A 19,239-nucleotide genomic window follows, 5' to 3' on the forward strand; every position below is an offset into this window, starting at 1 on the left:
ACTTATTCCTGGATGACGTCGGCGCCTTCCGGGATCTTGAACTGGAATTTGCTCGCCGGAATCGCCTCGTTGGCCTTCACCCCATTGAACAGGATATTGGTGCGCTGGCCAACGCCGTCGACCAGTTGCATATCGTTGATCAGGCCACGGCGGAACGAGATGCGCAGCGAGTCGAACAAGGTGTCCTTGGTCTTGGGTTTCAAGGTGAAGTCCATGACTTCGCCCTGCTCCTTGGACACGATATCGAAGCTCTGGCTGATCTTCGATACATCGCCCGACAGCAGCAACGCCGGCGTCTGGTTCAGGCGCACATCGAGCTTCTTGACCGTGGCCTGTTCGAGGTCCGGATCCCAGAGCGTGACTTTCTGGCCGTCGGACACTACTACCTGCTCCTGTGGAGCATCGGTGTGCCAATAGAACAGGCCTGGACGCTTGACCGACATCTGGCCGCTGGTCTCTTGCAGGCTGGTGCCGCTTGCATCCAGGGTCAACTGGGAGAATCGAGCGGTCAGGGTCTGCGACTTTTCCAGCAACTGGGTCAGGCGCGCCACGTCTTTATCATCGGCCTGGGCAGGCAGGATGGCCAGGGCCAGGGCAGAAACCAACAGCATGCGAATCGCGCGCATGGGAGTCCTCGTTGAACAGTGAATGAACCGGGCGGCGCGTCGACCGCCCGGCAAGGTGATCATCAATCGCGCGGGCCACCCGGCGCAATCACTTCCCGCGAACCGTTGGTGTTCATGGGCGTGACCACACCCGCCATTTCCATGGCCTCGATCATCCGCGCGGCACGGTTGTAGCCGATCTTCAGCTTGCGCTGCACCGCCGAGATGGAAGCACGACGGCTCTCCAGCACGAATTGCACGGCCTCGTCGTACAGTGCGTCGGTTTCCGAATCATCGCCATCGCCACCGCCGCCACCGCCGCCTTCGAAGCCGCTACCGGCTTCCTCGACACCGTTGAGAATGTCGTCGTTGTAGTCCGGCGCGCCACGCATCTTCCAGGCCTCGACGACACGGTGAACCTCGTCGTCGGAAACGAAGGCACCGTGTACCCGGATCGGCAGGCTGGTGCCCGGTGGCATGTACAGCATGTCGCCGTGGCCAAGCAATTGCTCGGCGCCGCCCTGGTCGATGATGGTCCGCGAGTCGATCTTGCTCGACACCTGGAACGCCATGCGCGTCGGAATGTTGGCCTTGATCAGGCCGGTGATCACGTCGACCGACGGGCGCTGGGTCGCGAGGATCAGATGGATGCCCGCCGCCCGCGCCTTCTGGGCGATACGGGCGATCAACTCTTCGACCTTCTTGCCGACGATCATCATCATGTCGGCGAATTCGTCCACCACCACCACGATGGTCGGCAGGGTATTCAGCGTGGGCGGCACGTCATCCATGCTTTCACGGCGGAACAGTGGATCATGGATCACCTCTCCCGCCTCTTCGGCATCCTTGATCTTGCGGTTGAAGCCCGCCAGGTTCCGTACGCCCATCGCCGCCATGAGCTTGTAGCGCCGCTCCATCTCGGCAACACTCCAGCGCAGGGCGTTGGCGGCGTCCTTCATGTCCGTGACCACGGGGCACAGCAGGTGGGGAATGCCTTCGTAGATCGACAACTCGAGCATCTTCGGGTCGATCATGATCAGTCGCGCGTCTTGCGGGCCGGACTTGAACAGGATCGACAGGATCATCGCGTTGACACCCACCGACTTGCCCGAGCCGGTGGTACCGGCCACCAACAGGTGCGGCATCTTGGCCAGGTCGGTGATCACAGGCTTGCCGCCAATGTCATGACCCAGGGCGAGCGCGACCGGCGACTTGGCATCGTCGAACTGAGGCGAGGACAACACTTCGCTGAAGCGCACGATCTGCCGATTTTCGTTGGGGATCTCGATACCCACCGTGGTCTTGCCAGGGATCACCTCGACCACGCGCACGCTGGTCACCGCCAGGGAACGAGCGAGGTCCTTGGCCAGGTTGGCGATACGACTGACCTTGACGCCCGCGGCTGGCTGGATCTCGTAGCGAGTGATGACCGGGCCCGGATGGATCGAATCCACCGACACCTCGACGCCGAACTCCTTGAGCTTGATTTCCAGCAGGTTGCCGACACTGGCCAGGGACTCGGGCGAGTACTCGATCTTCTTCTCTTCGGCCGGGTCGAGGATGGAAATGGGCGGCATGGTACCTTCCACGGCGCTGTCGACGAATACCGGGGCCGGCTTCTGCCTGACCACCTGAGCGACCGGTTCAGGAGCTTTGCTGGCCGGCGGCATGATCACGGGAGCGGCCTTCTGCTCGCGCTCGACCATGGGTTTGGCAAGCGTGGCAACGGGAGCTGGAACAGGAACAGGAACAGGAGCTGGAACAGCAGAAACGGGAGCGACGGAAGCCAGTACAGGCTCGACCATACGCTCGCGCGCCTTGGCCGGCTCGCGCTTTTCAGGCATCGCAGGCGCCCTGACCGGCTCGTCCACCTCACGCAACTGCGCCACCAGGCGCTTGCGCTCGTTGCGGGCCTCCCACCAGCGATTGGCCGCGCCCTGCACCCACTCGAACAGGTCGAGGGTAATCTTGCCGGTCAGGTCCATCACCTTGAACCAGGACAGGTCGGTGAACACCGTCAGGCCGAACAGGAACAGGGCAATGAACATCAGGGTACTGCCCTGCACGTTCAGCATGCTGCGCGCCAGGTCCCCGAGGCTTTCGCCCAGGGCACCGCCCGCCGAGAACGGCAGGCTCGCCGAGGGATGGAAGTGGATGTGCGCCAGCGCCGCGCCCGACAGCACCAGGAACACCAAGCCGATCAGGCGCCAGGAGAACAGCCAGCCGCTCCACTGCCAGGGCTGGTGGCGCTCGCGGAAAATCTGCCAGGTCTTGATGGCCAGCAGCAATGGGAAGATGTAGGCGAAGTAACCCAGCACCATGAACAGGATGTCGGCGAAATAGGCGCCGGCGCGGCCAGCGGCGTTCTGCACCTGGTCCACGTTGCTGGTGTGGGTGAAGCCCGGATCGGCCGTGTCGTAGGTCAGCAGCGCCATCCAGAGGTACAGGCACAGGGCGCCGACGGCGATCAGTGCGCCTTCCTTGAGGCGGTAATGCAGATGCTGGCGCCACAGCGGCACGGGCAGGGGTGGCGGGGTTGCGGTGGATTTCTTCAAAACGCGTCTATTCCTGCGCTTGCTGCGCGTCCACGAGTGATCGACCCAGGTGACCAGTCAATGAATCACTACTTTTAACATTAGTGCCCGTTGCCGCCATGGCGATACGCCCACGGGACGAAAACGGGGTAAAGAAGCAATAGGGTGCAATTTGAGCATGCATTTTCTTTCGTGACAAAGGCTTATGCTGTGTTTTTGCACAGGTATGACAGCAGGAGGGCTGCCAAGTTGCGCTTCGGCAGACGCCGACCGGCACTCGCGGCTCGTGTCTGCGCGGCCGCGCGGGGTTTTCGCGCATGCCAGCATTTGACCTTCCTCGCCGGCCAAGCCATCCTGAAGCTCTCCCCTCCCCCGCCGCGAAAAACGATGCTGACCTGGTTGAGCCGCGACTCCTTGACATTCCCTCCACTGGAAAAGGCCTTGCATGAACCCAACGGCCTGCTCGCCGTGGGCGGCGACCTTGGCCCCGACCGCCTGGTGCAGGCCTATCGGCATGGCTGCTTCCCTTGGTATCAGGATGGACAGCCGATCCTGTGGTGGGCACCCGACCCGCGCACGGTGCTGTTCCCCGAAGAGCTGCACCAGTCTCGCTCGCTGGCCAAGTTGCGACGCCAGGGCCGCTATCAGGTCAGCTTCGACACCGACTTCCCGGCCGTGATCGCCGCCTGCGCCGCGCCGCGGGGCTATGCCGACGGCACCTGGATCACCGACAAGATGCAGGCTGCCTACTGCGAACTGCACCGACGCGGCATCGCGCACTCGGTCGAGGTCCGCCAGGCGGGCGAACTGGTGGGCGGGCTGTATGGCCTGGCCATGGGTCGCCTGTTCTTCGGCGAATCCATGTTCAGTCGCGCGGACAACGCCTCAAAGGTCGGCTTCGTGACCCTGGTGGAATACCTGCGCGATGCCGGCTTCGTGCTCATCGACTGCCAGATGCCGACCGAGCACCTGCACAGCTTCGGTGCCCGCCCCATCAGCCGGGCCAGCTTTACCGGCTATCTGGCTCGTTATCTCGACGCGCCCAGCAACGCCAACTGGGTTCGCTAGGCGAGTTTCACCGAGGTGGCTTACACTTAAGGCAAAGTCTTGCCGAGGGGTTGATCATGACAGAGCTGGCGCGGTTGAAGTTCTATGCCACTCAGCCCCATTCGTGCAGCTACCTGCCCGAGGAGCAGGCCACTACCCTGTTCCTCGATCCCAGCCAGCCGATGGACGTGCATGTCTACGCCGATCTTTCGGAGATGGGCTTTCGTCGCAGCGGCGACCACCTCTACCGGCCACATTGCCAACAGTGCAATGCCTGCGTCCCGGCGCGCATCCCGGTCGCGCGCTTCATTCCCAACCGCCAGCAGCGCCGCATCCTCAAGCGCAATGCCGACCTCACCGTCGTTGCCGCTCGGCCCGCCTTCCGGGAAGAGTACTTCGACCTGTACCGGCGCTACATCGAGCAACGCCACGCGGACGGCGACATGTACCCGCCCAGCCGCGACCAGTTCTCTACCTTCCTGGTCCGCGACCTGCCGTTCAGCTGGTTCTACGAGTTTCGTCTGGAGGGACGGCTGCTCGCCGTGGCCGTCTGCGACCTGCTGCCCAATGGCCTTTCGGCGGTCTACACCTTCTATGAACCGCAAGAGGAGCGCCGCAGCCTCGGACGCTTCGCCATCCTCTGGCAGATCACCCAGGCGTTGCGCCAGGACCTCGAAGCCGTGTACCTCGGCTACTGGATCAAGAACTGCAAGAAGATGAACTACAAGACCCAGTATCGCCCCATCGAACTGCTGGTCAATCAGCGCTGGGTATCCCTCAACTGAAAGCATTGGCTTGAACCGCAGTTTTCGGGCATAATCCACGCCACTTTTTTGCCCGGTGCGCTGATGTGTCGGGCCAGTCTTTTGGTCACCGAGGGTTACACTGCATGTCGAAAGAAGACAGCTTCGAAATGGAAGGCACTGTCGTCGACACCCTGCCCAACACCATGTTTCGCGTGGAGTTGGAAAACGGGCACGTCGTTACCGCGCATATCTCCGGAAAGATGCGCAAGAACTACATCCGTATTCTCACTGGCGACAAGGTCCGCGTCGAGCTGACGCCATACGACCTGAGCAAGGGCCGTATCACCTACCGCGCTCGTTAAGTCCAGTCATGAAAAAGCCCGGCCAAATGCGCCGGGCTTTTTCATATGTCTTGAAAGAGCGGCGCACCCGCCAGGGCGCGCCGCTGGCTTACGCCACTTCCGCGGTGGTCTCGAAGTCGAACACCAGTTCGCCATCGCGCAGATCGACGTGCACCAGGCCGCCATGATCGGCCAGCTCCCCGAACAGAATTTCTTCGGCCAACGGCCGCTTGATCTTGTCCTGGATAAGCCGCGCCATCGGCCGCGCACCCATTTGCGCATCGTAGCCACTGGTACCCAGCCAGTTGCGTGCCGCGTCACTGACCTCCAACTGCACACGCTTGTCTTCCAACTGCGCCTGCAGCTCCGTGAGGAACTTGTCGACCACGCTCTTGATGACTTCGTGGCTGAGGCGGCCAAACTGGATGATGGTGTCCAGGCGGTTGCGGAACTCCGGCGTGAAGCTCTTGCGAATCACCTCCATGGCATCCGACGAGTGGTCCTGATGAGTGAAGCCGATCGAGGCCCGCGCGGCGGTTTCGGCACCGGCGTTGGTGGTCATGATCAGGATCACGTTACGGAAGTCAGCCTTGCGCCCGTTGTTGTCGGTCAGGGTACCGTGGTCCATGACCTGCAAGAGCAGGTTGAAGACTTCCGGATGAGCCTTTTCGATCTCATCGAGCAGCAATACGCAGTGCGGCTGCTTGGTGATGGCCTCGGTCAACAGACCGCCTTGGTCGAAACCGACATAGCCAGGCGGCGCGCCGATCAAGCGGGACACGGTATGACGCTCCATGTACTCTGACATGTCGAAGCGCACCAACTCGACGCCCAAGGCCTTGGCCAACTGCCGCGCAACCTCGGTCTTGCCCACCCCGGTCGGGCCGGAGAACAGGAAGGAACCGACAGGCTTGTCCGGCGCCTTCAGGCCCGCACGCGACAGCTTGATGGCTGTCGACAGCGAATCGATGGCGGGATCCTGACCGAAGACGGTGAGTTTCAGATCACGTTCCAGGTTACGCAGCAGCTCCTTGTCCGAGCTCGAGACGTGCTTCGGCGGAATACGCGCGATCTTGGCGACGATATCCTCGACCTGAGCCACTTCGATGCGCTTGACGCGATTCCCTTCCGGCTGCAGGCGCTGGTAGGCGCCCGCCTCGTCGATCACGTCGATGGCCTTGTCCGGCATATGCCGATCATTGATGTAGCGCGCGGCCAGCTCGGCGGCGGCGCGCAGGGCCTCGTCGCTGTATTCGATGTGGTGATGTGACTCGAATCGTCCTTTCAGACCGCGCAGGATACTCACGGTGTCTTCCACCGAAGGCTCGCTGACATCGACCTTCTGGAAACGCCGCGCCAAGGCTCGGTCCTTCTCGAAGATGCCGCGGAACTCCTGGAAGGTGGTCGAACCGATGCAACGAATATCACCCGAAGACAGCAACGGCTTGAGCAGGTTGGACGCATCCATCACCCCACCCGAGGCCGCGCCGGCACCGATGATGGTGTGGATCTCGTCGATGAACAGGATCGCCTGGGGACGCTTGCGCAACTCGCCAAGCAACGCCTTGAAGCGTTTCTCAAAGTCGCCGCGATACTTGGTGCCCGCCAGCAGCGCACCCAGATCGAGGGAGTAGACCACGCTCTGGGACAGCAGATCCGGTACCTGCCCGTCGACGATGCGCTTGGCCAGGCCCTCGGCGATGGCCGTCTTGCCCACCCCCGCCTCACCGACCAGCAAGGGGTTGTTCTTGCGCCGGCGCGCCAGGATCTGGGCGACGCGCTCGACTTCAAGCTCGCGCCCCACGAGTGGGTCGATACGCCCCAGGCGGGCCAGTTCGTTCAGGTTGCTGGCATAGGCATCCAGCGGATTGCTCGAGGAAGCGGCTTCGCCACCCTCCTCGTCCTGCATGTCCTGCTCGCCATCGGACTGCGGACCGTGACCCGGCACCTTGGAAATGCCGTGGGCGATGTAGTTGACCACATCGATGCGCGCCACGCTTTGCTGCTTGAGCAGGAATACCGCCTGGCTCTCCTGCTCGCTGAAGATCGCCACCAGTACGTTGGCGCCGGTCACTTCACGCTTGCCCGAACTTTGCACATGGAAAACGGCGCGCTGCAATACGCGCTGGAAACCCAGTGTCGGCTGGGTTTCGCGATCCTCGTCATGGACCGGGATCAATGGCGTGGTGGAGTCGATGAACTCCTGCAGGTCATGCTTGAGCTTATCGAGATTGGCGCCACAGGCGCGCAGAACGGTTGCAGCCGCCTCATTGTCAAGGAGTGCCAGGAGCAGATGCTCGACGGTCATGAACTCATGACGCTTCGAGCGGGCCTCCTTGAAGGCCAGATTGAGGGTGACTTCGAGCTCGCGGTTTAACATAGCTTCACCTCATACCCAAGTGGTCGGCGATTAACCGTCCTTCTCGATTTCACAGAGTAGCGGATGCTGGCTTTCCCTAGCGTATTGATTGACCTGCATGGCCTTTGTCTCGGCAATGTCGCGGGTAAACAATCCGCATACGGCCCGTCCCTCGGTATGGACGGTCAGCATGATCTTGGTCGCCAGCTCGCGGTTCAGATTGAAGAACGTCTCGAGCACTTCGACGACGAAATCCATTGGTGTGTAGTCATCGTTGAACAAAACCACCTTGTACATCGGCGGCGCCTGCAGGATCGGTTTGGCTTCCTGCACGGCCAGACCGGAACTGTCGTCCTCATGCGACTGCGGAGGATCCTGATTGAATGTTAGTCGAATCTGGCTGTGTGCATGCATGGAAAGAAATTCATCATATCGACAGGTTAAGGTTGTGGGTTGCCTGCGAAACGGGCCGTCGAAGCAGCCGCCGCATGACCTTGACTATCGGCTAAACGGTGTTACAACCAATAAGAACCCACCGTGGGCGATAAAGATCCGCGCAGTCAACCAGATTTTTTCGCAGGTTCATTGCGGATGACGTTGATGATACTCCAGTGATGGAGTCCTTTGCAGAGGGACATAAGGATGGCAAGCGGTAAAGTCAAGTGGTTCAACAATGCCAAGGGCTACGGATTCATCAATGAGGACGGCAAGACCGAAGACCTCTTCGCCCACTACTCGGCCATCAAGATGGACGGCTACAAGACGCTCAAGGCGGGGCAGCCGGTAACGTTCGAGATCATCCAAGGGCCCAAGGGGCTGCATGCGGTGAATATCGCCAGCGCCATCGAAAAGTCATCAGCCGAGGCGACACCGGCCAGCAGGACGGTCGAGGCTTGACACGCCGCGTCGCCGCTGCCGAAAGACAAAGGCCGTCCAAGGCTGCTCGCGCTTGGTCGGCCTTGCCCAACATAGGCTCAGTTAAGGCCAATGGGGCTGCTTCGCACCCCTTCTTTGGTCTTAGAAACGGGCCGATATCGCTCAGCCTTGCTGATTACGACCAAGGGTTTGATATACTCCTGCGCTGACTGTAAGGTCACCGGGGCGAACCTGCTGGAAAACCGGATCGCCCTGCGGCCGCGACCGGCCACGAAAGTCTGGGCTGTTACCGCAGTCCAGCCGCTTGACGCTCGACTGATGCATCCACCATCACCGCTCGTAGCCTCTCGACCCTTCGCTCATGGCGCCGCCTGGGCGTGGCGCCTACCCTGCGCACCTCGAGACTTCGGGCACGCTCAGCAAAACAGAGAGTTAACCCGCATATGCCCACCCGTTCCAAGATCATCTATACCTTCACCGACGAAGCTCCGGCTCTCGCCACCTATTCACTGCTGCCGATCATCGAAGCCTTCACCGCTTCGGCTGACATCGCCGTCGAAACGCGCGACATTTCCCTCGCTGGCCGTATCCTCGCCGCATTCCCCGAGCAGTTGGGTGCCGACAAGCAGGTAGGCGATCACCTGGCGGAACTGGGCCAACTGGCTACCACTCCCGAAGCCAACATCATCAAGCTGCCGAACATCAGCGCCTCGGTCCCGCAGCTCAAGGCCGCGATCAAGGAACTGCAAGGCCAGAGCTACAACATCCCTGATTACGCCGACACGCCGTCCAGCGACGCCGAGCAAGAAGCCCGCGCCCGCTACGACCGCATCAAGGGCAGCGCCGTCAACCCGGTCCTGCGCGAAGGCAACTCCGACCGCCGCGCCCCGCTGTCGGTCAAGAACTACGCTCGCAAGCACCCACACAAGATGGGCGCCTGGGCAGCCGATTCCCGCTCGCATGTCTCGCACATGGCCGAAGGTGACTTCTACGGCAGCGAGAAAGCCGCGCTGATCGAAGCCGACGACACCTTGCGCATCGAACTGGTCGGCAAGGACGGCACCACCACCGTCCTGAAAGAGAAAACCGCCGTCAACGCCGCCGAAGTGGTCGACTGCGCCGTCCTGAGCCGCAAGGCCCTGGCAGTCTTCATCGCCGAGCAGATCGCCGATGCCAAGGCTTCCGGCGTGCTGCTGTCGGTCCACCTCAAGGCCACCATGATGAAGGTCTCCGACCCGATCATGTTCGGCATCATCGTCGAAGCGTTCTACCAGGACGTCCTGGCCAAGCACGCTGCCGCCCTGGCCCAGGTCGGCTTCAACGCCAACAATGGCATTGGCGACCTGTACGCCCGCATCAAGGACCTGCCAGCCGAACAGCAGGCACAGATCGAAGCCGACATCCAGGTCCTGTACGCCACGCGTCCGGCCCTGGCCATGGTCAACTCCGACAAGGGCATCACCAACCTGCACGTACCGAGCGACGTCATCGTCGACGCCTCGATGCCTGCCATGATCCGTGACTCGGGCAAGATGTGGAACGCCGCGGGCGAACTGCAGGATGCCAAGGCGATCATCCCTGATCGTTGCTATGCCAGCATCTACCAGGCCGTCATCGAGGACTGCAAGGCCAATGGCGCCTTCGACCCGACCACCATGGGCAGCGTGCCGAACGTCGGCCTGATGGCGCAGAAAGCCGAAGAGTACGGTTCGCACGACAAGACCTTCCAGATCAAGGCCGATGGCGTCGTCCGCGTAGTCGACAGCAAAGGCAATGTGCTGCTGGAGCAGAACGTCGAGGCCGGTGACATCTTCCGCATGTGCCAGACCAAGGACGCGCCGATCCAGGACTGGGTCAAGCTGGCCGTCAACCGTGCCCGCCTGAGCAATACCCCGGCCGTCTTCTGGCTGGACCCGGCCCGTGCCCACGACAGCATGATGATCGAGAAGGTGCAGAAGTACCTGAAGGATCACGACACCAGCGGCCTGGACATTCGTATCCTGGCGCCGGTCGAGGCCATCAAGTTCTCGCTGGCCCGTATTCGTGAAGGCAAGGACACCATTTCGGTGACCGGCAACGTGCTGCGCGACTACCTTACCGACCTGTTCCCGATCATGGAGCTGGGCACCAGCGCCAAGATGCTGTCGATCGTGCCGCTGATGAACGGCGGTGGCCTGTTCGAAACCGGCGCCGGCGGTTCGGCGCCCAAGCATGTGCAGCAGCTGGTCGAAGAGAACTTCCTGCGCTGGGACTCCCTGGGCGAGTTCCTTGCCCTGGCCGCTTCCCTGGAGCACCTGGGGGAGACTTACGACAACCCGCGCGCCAAGGTCCTGGCCGCTACCCTTGACCAGGCCACTGGCAAGTTCCTCGACAGCAACAAGTCGCCATCGCGCAAGGTCGGCAACATCGACAACCGCGGCAGCCACTTCTACCTGACCCTGTATTGGGCGCAAGCCCTGGCCGCCCAGAACGACGATGCCGCCCTGCAGGCGCGCTTCGCACCGCTGGCCAAGGCCCTGGCCGAGAACGAAGCGACCATCGTCGCCGAGCTCAACGCCGTCCAGGGCAAGCCGGTCGATATCGGTGGCTACTACGCACCGAACGCCGAGCTGACCGCCAAGGTGATGCGCCCGAGCCAGACCTTCAACAGCGCGATTTCCGCACTGTAAGGTTCGCTTTAGGTAACGCACGAGCCCCGGCCACGCACCGGGGCTCGTGCGTTTTCATGACCCAAGAAATCTTCCGACAGGATCACGGACACTCAAGGAGCCGAACATGACCTGGCAACCTCACATCACCGTCGCCACCATCGTCGAAGACCAGGGCCGCTTTCTCATGGTCGAGGAATTCAAGGCTGGCCGACATGTATTCAACCAGCCGGCCGGGCACCTGGAGCCTGACGAGACCCTGGCACAGGCCGCCCTGCGCGAAACCCTCGAGGAGACCGCTTGGGAGGTCGAGTTGACCGGCCTGGTAGGCATCTATCTGTACACCGCGCCGAGCAACGGCGTGACCTACCAGCGCATCTGCTTCGCCGCTCGCCCGGTGCGTCACCATACCGATCTCGCGCTCGACAGCGATATCGTCCGTGCGCTCTGGCTGACTCGCGAGCAATTGTTCGTCGACCCCTCGCGCTGGCGTAGCGAACTGGTGCCACGCTGCATCGACGATTATCTCGCGGGCCCGTTGCACAGCCTCGAGCTTCTACGTGATTGACAGGCACTTAGCCTTCAACCGCCCGGCCTGATAGAATCGGCCCTTTCCCCCAGATACACACCGGTAGCCATGTCCAGCCCAGCACTCCATGATCCTGCAAAGACCCGCGTCATCGTCGGCATGTCCGGCGGCGTGGATTCTTCCGTTTCCGCCCTCCTGCTCATGGAGCAGGGCTACCAGGTGGAAGGCTTGTTCATGAAGAACTGGGAAGAAGACGACGGCACCGAATACTGCACCGCGCGCGAAGACCTGGCCGACGCCCAGGCCGTGTGCGACCGCATCGGCATCACCCTGCACACGGCCAACTTCGCCGCCGAATACTGGGACAACGTCTTCGAACATTTCCTGGAAGAGTACAAGGCCGGCCGCACGCCGAACCCGGACATCCTCTGCAACCGTGAAATCAAGTTCAAGGCCTTCCTCGACTACGCCCTGTCGCTGGGCGCCGACCTCATCGCCACCGGCCACTACGTCCGTCGCCGCGACCGCGAGGGTCGCACCGAACTGCTCAAGGGACTGGATCCGAACAAGGACCAGAGCTATTTCCTCCATGCGGTCGGCGGCAAGGAAATCGCCCGCACCTTGTTCCCGGTCGGCGAACTGGAAAAACCCGAAGTGCGCGCCATCGCCGAGATGCACGGCCTGGCCACGGCCAAGAAAAAGGACTCGACCGGCATCTGCTTCATCGGCGAACGCCGCTTCAGCGATTTCCTCAAGCAGTACCTGCCCGCCCAGCCCGGCGAGATCCAGACCACCGATGGCGAAGTGATCGGCCGCCACCACGGCTTGATGTACCACACCATCGGTCAGCGCCAGGGCCTGGGAATCGGCGGCCTGAAGGATGCGGGCGACGAACCGTGGTATGTGCTGGAAAAAGACCTTGCGCGCAACGTCCTGGTGGTCGGACAAGGCAACGAGCATCCCTGGCTGTTCGCGCGCGCGCTGCTGGCCTCCGAAATCTACTGGGTCAACCCGGTCGATCTGTCCGCGCCGTGCCGCCTCACCGCCAAGGTGCGCTACCGCCAGAGCGACCAAGGCTGCACGCTGGAGCGCACCGCCGAGGGCTACCGCGCCGTGTTCGATGAGCCGCAGCGAGCGGTCACCCCAGGCCAGTCGGTGGTTTTCTATGACGGCGAGGTCTGCCTGGGCGGCGGCGTGATCGAGATCGCCGAGCCCTGGAGCCCGCGCCAATGAGCGGCACCCTTCGAGAACAGCTGATTGCGTTGGGGGGTGTTTTCCAGGCCGCCGTGCTGGTCGACCGGATTGCCCGCACCGGCCAGGCCAGCGAGACCGATCTGGGCTGCATGCTCGGCACTTTGCTGGTGCGCGACCCGAAGGACACCCTGGAGGTCTTCGGCGGCGACGACCTCAATCTGCGCGACGGCTATCGCGCCCTGCTCGGCGCCCTGGAGCGCGACCCCAGCAGCCTGCAACGCGAACCGTTGCGCTATGCCCTGTCGATGCTCGGGCTCGAGCGTCAGCTGGCCAAGCGCAACGACCTCCTGGAGACCATTGGCAATCGCCTGCCGCAGATCCAATCCCAGGCCGATCATTTCGGCCTGGTGCACGACAATGTCATCGCCTCCAGCGGCGCCCTGTACCAGGACACCCTGAGTACGCTGCGCCAGCGTATCCAGGTGCATGGCGACATGCGCTTCCTCCAGCAGGCCAACAATGCTTCCAAGATCCGTGCCCTGCTGCTCGCGGGCATTCGCGCGGCGCGCCTGTGGCGCCAGCTCGGCGGCCACCGCTGGCAGCTGGTGTTCAGCCGGCGCAAGTTGCTCAATGAACTGTACGGCATGATGCGGACCTGACCGCGGATACAAATCGAAACAAAAGCGGCATTGTGCCATCATCGGTCGCGTCGGCCGATGTCAGCGACCAACAGGCTGGACCTTTGGTCAGCCACCCGACCCGCGCGCGTTTTTCATGTATGATATGCGCCCTTCCAAAAGCCTGACTGTCCGAGAACACCCTATGCAGCTTTCCTCGCTCACTGCGGTTTCCCCTGTAGACGGCCGCTACGCCGGCAAAACCCAGGCCTTGCGCCCCATTTTCAGCGAATACGGCCTGATCCGTTTCCGTGCCCTGGTCGAGGTTCGCTGGCTCCAGCGCCTGGCCGCTCACCCACAGATTTCCGAAGTCCCGGCCTTCTCCGCCGAGGCCAACGCCCTGCTCGACGAGCTGGCCAGCGATTTCAAGCTAGAGCATGCCGAGCGCGTCAAGGAAATCGAGCGCACCACCAACCACGACGTCAAGGCGATCGAGTACCTGCTCAAGGAGCAGGCGGCCAAGCTGCCCGAGCTGGCCAAGGTCAGCGAGTTCATCCACTTCGCCTGCACCAGCGAGGACATCAACAACCTGTCCCATGCCCTGATGCTGCGCGACGGCCGCGACGGCGTCCTGCTGCCACTGATGCGCCAGATCGCCGAGGCCATCCGTGTCCTGGCCCACGAGCATGCCGAAGTGCCGATGCTCTCGCGTACCCACGGTCAGCCAGCCTCGCCGACCACCCTTGGCAAGGAACTGGCCAACGTCGTGTACCGCCTGGAGCGCCAGATCGCCCAGGTAGCCGCCGTGCCACTGCTGGGCAAGATCAACGGTGCCGTAGGCAACTACAACGCGCACCTGTCGGCCTATTCCGACATCGACTGGGAAGCTAACGCACGCGCCTTCATCGAAGACGAGCTGGGCTTGAGCTTCAATCCCTACACCACCCAGATCGAGCCGCACGACTACATCGCCGAGATGTTCGACGCGATCGCCCGCTTCAACACCATCCTGATCGACTTCGATCGCGATATCTGGGGCTACATCTCCCTCGGTTACTTCAAGCAGAAGACCGTTGCCGGCGAGATCGGCTCCTCGACCATGCCGCACAAGGTCAACCCGATCGACTTCGAGAACTCCGAAGGCAACCTGGGGATCGCCAACGCGCTGTTCCAGCACCTGGCCAGCAAGCTGCCGATCTCGCGCTGGCAGCGCGACCTGACCGACTCGACCGTGCTGCGTAACCTGGGCGTCGGTTTCGCTCATAGCGTCATCGCCTATGAAGCCAGCCTCAAGGGCATCGGCAAGCTGGAAATCAACCTCCAGCGCATCGCCGCCGACCTGGACGCCTGCTGGGAAGTCCTGGCCGAGCCGATCCAGACCGTCATGCGCCGCTACAACATCGAGAACCCCTACGAGAAGCTCAAGGAGCTCACTCGCGGCAAGGGCATCAGCCCCCAGGCACTGCAGACCTTTATCGACGGTCTGGACATGCCGGCCGAAGCCAAGGCCGAACTCAAGTTGCTGACTCCAGCCAACTACATTGGTAACGCGGCGGCTCAGGCCAAACGCATCTGATCGATGCCCTGCGTATAACGCCCGGCCGAGCCGGGCGTTTTTATTCCCGGATGAAAACTACGTTTTTTCAATAGGTTGAACATGAATTCAGATACTCCACTTCAGCTGCTGGGTGGCCTGACAGCCCGTGAATTCCTGCGTGACTACTGGCAGAAGAAGCCGCTGCTGGTGCGCCAGGCCTTCCCTGACTTCGAAAGCCCCATCGACGCCGACGAACTGGCTGGCCTGTCCCTGGAAGACGAAGTCGAGGCGCGTCTGGTACTCGAACACGGCGAGCGTCCATGGGAGCTGCGCCGTGGTCCCTTCGCCGAAGACACCTTCGCTAATCTCCCCGAGCGCGACTGGACGCTGCTGGTCCAGGCCGTCGATCAATTCGTCCCCGAAGTGGCCGAATTGCTGGAGCATTTTCGCTTCCTGCCAAGCTGGCGCATCGACGATGTGATGGTCAGCTTCGCGGCCCCTGGCGGTAGCGTAGGCCCGCATTTCGACAACTATGACGTGTTCCTGCTGCAAGGCCATGGCAAGCGCAACTGGAAGGTCGGCCAGATGTGCGACAGCGACAGCGCTTTGCTCGAGCACGCCGACCTGCGCATCCTCGCCGACTTCGAGCAGAGCGACCAGTGGACCCTGGAGCCGGGCGACATGCTCTACCTGCCACCACGCATGGCGCATTACGGCGTGGCTGAAGATGACTGCCTGACCTACTCGGTGGGCTTCCGCGCTCCAAGCGCGGCGGAAGTACTGACCCACTTCACCGACTTCCTCAGCCAGTTCCTGCCGGACGAAGAGCGCTACACCGACGCCGACGCCCAGCCGGTGAGCGACCCACACCAGATCCAGCACGAAGCCCTGGACCGGCTCAAGGGCCTGCTGGCCGAGCACATGGGCGACGAACGCCTGCTGCTCACCTGGTTCGGCCAGTTCATGACCGAGCCACGCTATCCGGAGCTGGTCAGTGGCGAAGCGCTCACCGAAGCCGAGCTGCTCGACAGCCTCGAGAACGGGGCCATCCTGATCCGCAACCCGAGCGCGCGTCTGGCGTGGTCCGAGGTGGACGACAATCTGCTGCTGTTCGCCAGCGGCCAGAGCCGACTGCTTCCAGGCCACCTGCGCGAGCTGTTGAAGCTGATCTGCGCAGCAGACGCCCTGCACATCGAGAACCTTGCGCAGTGGCTGAACGACGAAGACGGACTGATGCTGATCAGTCAGCTGGTTCAACAAGGAAGCCTGGGTTTCGCCAATGAATAAGATCCGCGTCCGCCTGGCCGACTGGCAGAAAGACAATGCTGATATCCGTCGGATTCGCGAGGCGGTGTTCATCGCCGAGCAGAGCGTGCCGCCCGAGCTGGAGTGGGATTCGGACGACCACGACGCCGTGCACTTCCTCGCCCTGGAAGGCGATTACCCGGTCGGTACCGCCCGCCTGCTGTCGGACGGCACCATCGGGCGGGTCTCGGTACTCAAGGATTGGCGCGGCCTCAAGGTCGGCGACGCGCTGATGCAGGCAGTGATCGACGAAGCGCAGAAGCGCAATTTTCAGCAACAGATGCTGAGCGCACAGGTGCACGCCACGCCGTTCTACGAGCGACTGGGCTTCAAGGTGGTCAGCGAGGAATTCCTCGAGGCCGGCATCCCGCATGTCGATATGGTCCGCACCTCGTGCAAGGCTGACTGACCACGCTTCATCGCCTCACCCCCTGGGGCCGCCATGCGGCCCCCAGGACCTCCAGACACCTCCGCGCACGGCAAAACTGTACATCCATACAGATAATCCTTGCCTCGTCGTCGCGCATTGCGCATCCTAGGGCCTATCACTGCCCATGAAGCGTTGTCGGCCATGCGCCTCTTTCTCTGCGAAAAACCCTCACAAGCCAAGGACATCGCCAAGGTTCTCGGCGCCTCGCGCAAAGGCGACGGCTGCTGGAGCGGCACCGATGTCTGCGTGACCTGGTGCATCGGCCACCTGCTCGAGACCGCCCCACCCGACAGTTACGACGCTCGCTACAAACGCTGGGTGCTGGCCGATCTGCCCATCATTCCCAGTCAATGGAAAATGCTCGTCAAGCCCAAGACCGCCAGCCAGTACAAGGCAGTCAAGCGCCTGCTGGGCGAAGCCCGCGAACTGGTGATCGCGACGGACGCCGACCGTGAAGGCGAGATGATCGCGCGCGAGCTCGTGGAACATTGCCGTTACCGCGGGCCGATCCAGCGGTTGTGGCTGTCCGCGCTGGACGATGCCTCGATCCGCAAGGCCCTAGCGCGCTTGCGTCCCGGGGCCGAGACCTTCAGCCTGTACCATTCCGCCCTGGGTCGATCGCGCGCCGACTGGCTGATCGGCATGAACATGAGTCGACTGTTCACCCTGCTCGGTCGCCAGTCCGGCTACCAGGGTGTGCTGCCGGTAGGACGGGTACAGACGCCGACCCTGCGCCTGGTGGTCGATCGTGATCGCAGCATCGCCGATTTCGTGCCGGTACCGTTCTGGGCCATCGACGTTCAGCTGGAGCATGCCGGCACGGTCTTCAACGCCCAGTGGCGCGCGCCGGACGATGCCTGCGACGACCAAGGCCGCTGCCTCAACCAGACCTTGGCGCGGCAAGCGGCCGCCGACATGGAACGCGCGGGCATGGCGCGCGCATGCAAGGTCGTCACCGAGCGCGTTCGCGAAGCGGCCCCACTGCCGTTCGATCTCGGTACCCTGCAGGAGTTGTGCTCGAAGAAGCTGGGCCTTGGCGCCCAGGAAACCCTGGATATCGCCCAGGCTCTCTACGAGACCCACAAGCTCATCACCTACCCACGTAGCGATTGTGGCTACCTGCCCGTCAGCCAGCACAACGAGGCGCCCGGTATTCTTGCTGCCTTGCAGCGGGCGGACACCGGCCTCGCGCCCCTGCGCGATCATCTCGAGCCACAGCGTCGCTCACGGGCCTGGAACGACGCCAAGGTCGGCGCTCACCATGGCATCATTCCCACTGCGGCAGCCGCCGATCCCTCCCGGCTTCCACCGAAGCACAAGGCGGTCTATACCCTGATCCGCGCGCGTTACCTGGCGCAGTTCCTGCCCAATCACGAATACGACCGCACCCAGGCCGATTTCGACTGTGCGGGCCATGCCTTGCGCGCGGTAGGCAAGCAGATCGTCGAGCCTGGTTGGCGCCGCGCCCTGCCCGAGGCGCTTACACCCGCCAAGGGCCGTGAAGCTCCCCCGGCCCAGGTCCTGCCGCCGCTGCGCGAAGGTCAGGATTGCACGGTGCGTGGGCTGCAGCTCAAGGACCTGTGGACCCAGCCGCCCAAACCCTTTACCGAAGGCGACCTGATCAAGGCGATGAAGAACGTCGCCAAGCTCGTGGACGATCCGCGCCTGAAGCAGAAGCTCAAGGACACTACCGGCATCGGTACCGAGGCGACTCGCGCGGGCATCATCCAGGGCTTGCTCGACCGCGCCTACCTGGTCAAGCAAGGCAAGGCCTTGAGCGCCACGCCTGCCGCGTTCAGCCTGATCGATGCCGTGCCTCGCGCCATCGCCGACCCTGGCACCACGGCGATCTGGGAGCAGGCCCTGGACATGGTCCAGAACGGAGAGATGAGCCTGGACGAGTTCGTCGCCAAGCAATCGGCCTGGATGAGCAAGCAGGTGCAGCGCTGTGCCGGCCTGCAACTGACCATCAGCGGCCCCGCGCCGGCTGGCGGCAAGGGCGCCCCCTGGAAGAACAAGCGTCGGACGGCTGGCAAGGCGAAAAGCACGGGCACGAACAGCGGCACCGCACGCAAGCGCAAGGCAGCCAAAAAACCAGCCTGATTTGTGCGCTGCCGCCTGCTTGAGACCAACGAATCGCATTAACCTGCGCCCTGTCCTGTCAAAGTGCACTCACAGCGCTTATAGCGTGAGTTTTACCTGACCGACTTATAAGACCTTCTGAAGCCGCCACCTTCTCTGTGGGAGCGGGTTTACCCGCGAAGAGGCCCTTCCTCGCCATCTCTGTGTGTACGGCAGGAACTTCGTCATTGTTCGCGGGTGAACCCGCTCCCACAGAAATGGCGTGGGACTAAGGCAGACCAGTGCCCAGTGCGCACTCCAGGAATGCTCGGCTCGATCCCAAGTGCTACCGCTCCCCATTTCCCGCGTCTATCGCTGGCAACCCACCCCAGCGCGCATTACCATACCCA

General features: G+C 62.6%; 16 protein-coding genes. 12 read left to right on the forward strand and 4 right to left on the reverse strand.

Translation table 11 applies throughout. The annotated features are described in order from the left end of the window. Positions 1–2: 2 nt before the first annotated feature. The gene (gene lolA, locus G7009_RS02205; RefSeq protein WP_181128314.1) at positions 3–626 is read right to left on the reverse strand and encodes an outer membrane lipoprotein chaperone LolA; all 624 of its coding nucleotides are present in this window, start codon (positions 624–626) and stop codon (positions 3–5) included. Positions 627–688: 62 nt separating this feature from the next. Then, on the reverse strand, positions 689–3,160 hold the full coding sequence (locus tag G7009_RS02210; protein WP_181128315.1) for a DNA translocase FtsK: 2,472 nt from the start codon (positions 3,158–3,160) through the stop codon (positions 689–691). A 366-nt stretch (positions 3,161–3,526) separates the two neighbouring features. Here G7009_RS02210 and aat point away from each other — a divergent pair, with 366 nt between their 5' ends. From aat to infA, 3 genes are all read left to right on the forward strand, one after another. After that, on the forward strand, positions 3,527–4,207 hold the full coding sequence (gene aat / locus G7009_RS02215; RefSeq protein WP_181128316.1) for a leucyl/phenylalanyl-tRNA--protein transferase: 681 nt from the start codon (positions 3,527–3,529) through the stop codon (positions 4,205–4,207). 56 nt (positions 4,208–4,263) lie between these two features. Next, positions 4,264–4,971, forward strand: a complete 708-nt coding sequence (locus G7009_RS02220; RefSeq protein WP_181128317.1) for an arginyltransferase — start codon at positions 4,264–4,266, stop codon at positions 4,969–4,971. A 104-nt stretch (positions 4,972–5,075) separates the two neighbouring features. Then, entirely contained in the window at positions 5,076–5,294 is a 219-nt protein-coding gene (infA, locus tag G7009_RS02225) for a translation initiation factor IF-1 (RefSeq protein WP_002553999.1), read from the forward strand. Positions 5,295–5,382: 88 nt separating this feature from the next. Here the strand turns inward: infA and clpA are convergent, their stop codons facing one another. Together clpA and clpS are read right to left on the reverse strand one after the other, a co-directional pair. Next, positions 5,383–7,653 (reverse strand): ATP-dependent Clp protease ATP-binding subunit ClpA, encoded by a 2,271-nt coding sequence (clpA, locus tag G7009_RS02230; protein WP_181128318.1) that lies wholly within the window; start codon positions 7,651–7,653, stop codon positions 5,383–5,385. A 30-nt stretch (positions 7,654–7,683) separates the two neighbouring features. Next, positions 7,684–8,046 carry an ATP-dependent Clp protease adapter ClpS gene (gene clpS / locus G7009_RS02235; RefSeq protein ID WP_181128319.1) on the reverse strand — a complete coding sequence of 121 codons (363 nt, stop codon included), beginning with the start codon at positions 8,044–8,046 and terminating at the stop codon, positions 7,684–7,686. Positions 8,047–8,274: 228 nt separating this feature from the next. On the opposite strand from clpS, the gene cspD reads away from it, so the two are divergent. From cspD to G7009_RS02280, 9 genes are all read left to right on the forward strand, one after another. After that, positions 8,275–8,529: a cold shock domain-containing protein CspD gene (gene cspD, locus G7009_RS02240; protein WP_181128320.1), complete on the forward strand. Its 255-nt coding sequence runs from the start codon at positions 8,275–8,277 to the stop codon at positions 8,527–8,529. A gap of 422 nt (positions 8,530–8,951) precedes the next feature. Next, positions 8,952–11,177, forward strand: coding sequence for an NADP-dependent isocitrate dehydrogenase (locus G7009_RS02245; protein WP_181128321.1), 2,226 nt, complete (start codon positions 8,952–8,954; stop codon positions 11,175–11,177). A 106-nt stretch (positions 11,178–11,283) separates the two neighbouring features. Further along, positions 11,284–11,724, forward strand: coding sequence for an NUDIX hydrolase (locus G7009_RS02250; RefSeq protein ID WP_181128322.1), 441 nt, complete (start codon positions 11,284–11,286; stop codon positions 11,722–11,724). A gap of 69 nt (positions 11,725–11,793) precedes the next feature. After that, the gene (mnmA, locus tag G7009_RS02255; protein ID WP_181128323.1) at positions 11,794–12,918 is read left to right on the forward strand and encodes a tRNA 2-thiouridine(34) synthase MnmA; all 1,125 of its coding nucleotides are present in this window, start codon (positions 11,794–11,796) and stop codon (positions 12,916–12,918) included. After that, on the forward strand, positions 12,915–13,538 hold the full coding sequence (hflD, locus tag G7009_RS02260; protein WP_181128324.1) for a high frequency lysogenization protein HflD: 624 nt from the start codon (positions 12,915–12,917) through the stop codon (positions 13,536–13,538). Before mnmA ends, hflD begins: the two co-directional genes overlap by 4 nt. A 163-nt stretch (positions 13,539–13,701) precedes the next feature. Beyond that, positions 13,702–15,072 carry an adenylosuccinate lyase gene (purB, locus tag G7009_RS02265; protein WP_181128325.1) on the forward strand — a complete coding sequence of 457 codons (1,371 nt, stop codon included), beginning with the start codon at positions 13,702–13,704 and terminating at the stop codon, positions 15,070–15,072. A gap of 81 nt (positions 15,073–15,153) precedes the next feature. Beyond that, positions 15,154–16,320: a ribosomal protein uL16 3-hydroxylase gene (locus G7009_RS02270; RefSeq protein ID WP_181128326.1), complete on the forward strand. Its 1,167-nt coding sequence runs from the start codon at positions 15,154–15,156 to the stop codon at positions 16,318–16,320. Beyond that, on the forward strand, positions 16,313–16,747 hold the full coding sequence (locus G7009_RS02275) for a GNAT family N-acetyltransferase (RefSeq protein ID WP_181128327.1): 435 nt from the start codon (positions 16,313–16,315) through the stop codon (positions 16,745–16,747). Before G7009_RS02270 ends, G7009_RS02275 begins: the two co-directional genes overlap by 8 nt. A 162-nt stretch (positions 16,748–16,909) precedes the next feature. Beyond that, positions 16,910–18,871 carry a DNA topoisomerase III gene (locus G7009_RS02280; RefSeq protein WP_181128390.1) on the forward strand — a complete coding sequence of 654 codons (1,962 nt, stop codon included), beginning with the start codon at positions 16,910–16,912 and terminating at the stop codon, positions 18,869–18,871. Positions 18,872–19,239 lie beyond the last annotated feature (368 nt).

The organism is Pseudomonas capeferrum (genome assembly GCF_013523055.1).
Classification (GTDB): Bacteria; Pseudomonadota; Gammaproteobacteria; order Pseudomonadales; family Pseudomonadaceae; genus Aquipseudomonas; species Aquipseudomonas capeferrum_A.

Excerpts from the sequence above, each read along its gene's own strand:
- lolA (WP_181128314.1), bottom strand. The coding sequence starts at position 626 with ATGCGCGCGATTCGCATGCTGTTGGTTTCTGCCCTGGCCCTGGCCATC.
- aat (WP_181128316.1), top strand. The coding sequence starts at position 3,527 with ATGCTGACCTGGTTGAGCCGCGACTCCTTGACATTCCCTCCACTGGAA.
- G7009_RS02220 (WP_181128317.1), top strand. The coding sequence starts at position 4,264 with ATGACAGAGCTGGCGCGGTTGAAGTTCTATGCCACTCAGCCCCATTCG.
- infA (WP_002553999.1), top strand. The coding sequence starts at position 5,076 with ATGTCGAAAGAAGACAGCTTCGAAATGGAAGGCACTGTCGTCGACACC.
- clpA (WP_181128318.1), bottom strand. The coding sequence starts at position 7,653 with ATGTTAAACCGCGAGCTCGAAGTCACCCTCAATCTGGCCTTCAAGGAG.
- clpS (WP_181128319.1), bottom strand. The coding sequence starts at position 8,046 with ATGCATGCACACAGCCAGATTCGACTAACATTCAATCAGGATCCTCCG.
- cspD (WP_181128320.1), top strand. The coding sequence starts at position 8,275 with ATGGCAAGCGGTAAAGTCAAGTGGTTCAACAATGCCAAGGGCTACGGA.
- G7009_RS02245 (WP_181128321.1), top strand. The coding sequence starts at position 8,952 with ATGCCCACCCGTTCCAAGATCATCTATACCTTCACCGACGAAGCTCCG.
- G7009_RS02250 (WP_181128322.1), top strand. The coding sequence starts at position 11,284 with ATGACCTGGCAACCTCACATCACCGTCGCCACCATCGTCGAAGACCAG.
- mnmA (WP_181128323.1), top strand. The coding sequence starts at position 11,794 with ATGTCCAGCCCAGCACTCCATGATCCTGCAAAGACCCGCGTCATCGTC.
- hflD (WP_181128324.1), top strand. The coding sequence starts at position 12,915 with ATGAGCGGCACCCTTCGAGAACAGCTGATTGCGTTGGGGGGTGTTTTC.
- purB (WP_181128325.1), top strand. The coding sequence starts at position 13,702 with ATGCAGCTTTCCTCGCTCACTGCGGTTTCCCCTGTAGACGGCCGCTAC.
- G7009_RS02270 (WP_181128326.1), top strand. The coding sequence starts at position 15,154 with ATGAATTCAGATACTCCACTTCAGCTGCTGGGTGGCCTGACAGCCCGT.
- G7009_RS02275 (WP_181128327.1), top strand. The coding sequence starts at position 16,313 with ATGAATAAGATCCGCGTCCGCCTGGCCGACTGGCAGAAAGACAATGCT.
- G7009_RS02280 (WP_181128390.1), top strand. The coding sequence starts at position 16,910 with ATGCGCCTCTTTCTCTGCGAAAAACCCTCACAAGCCAAGGACATCGCC.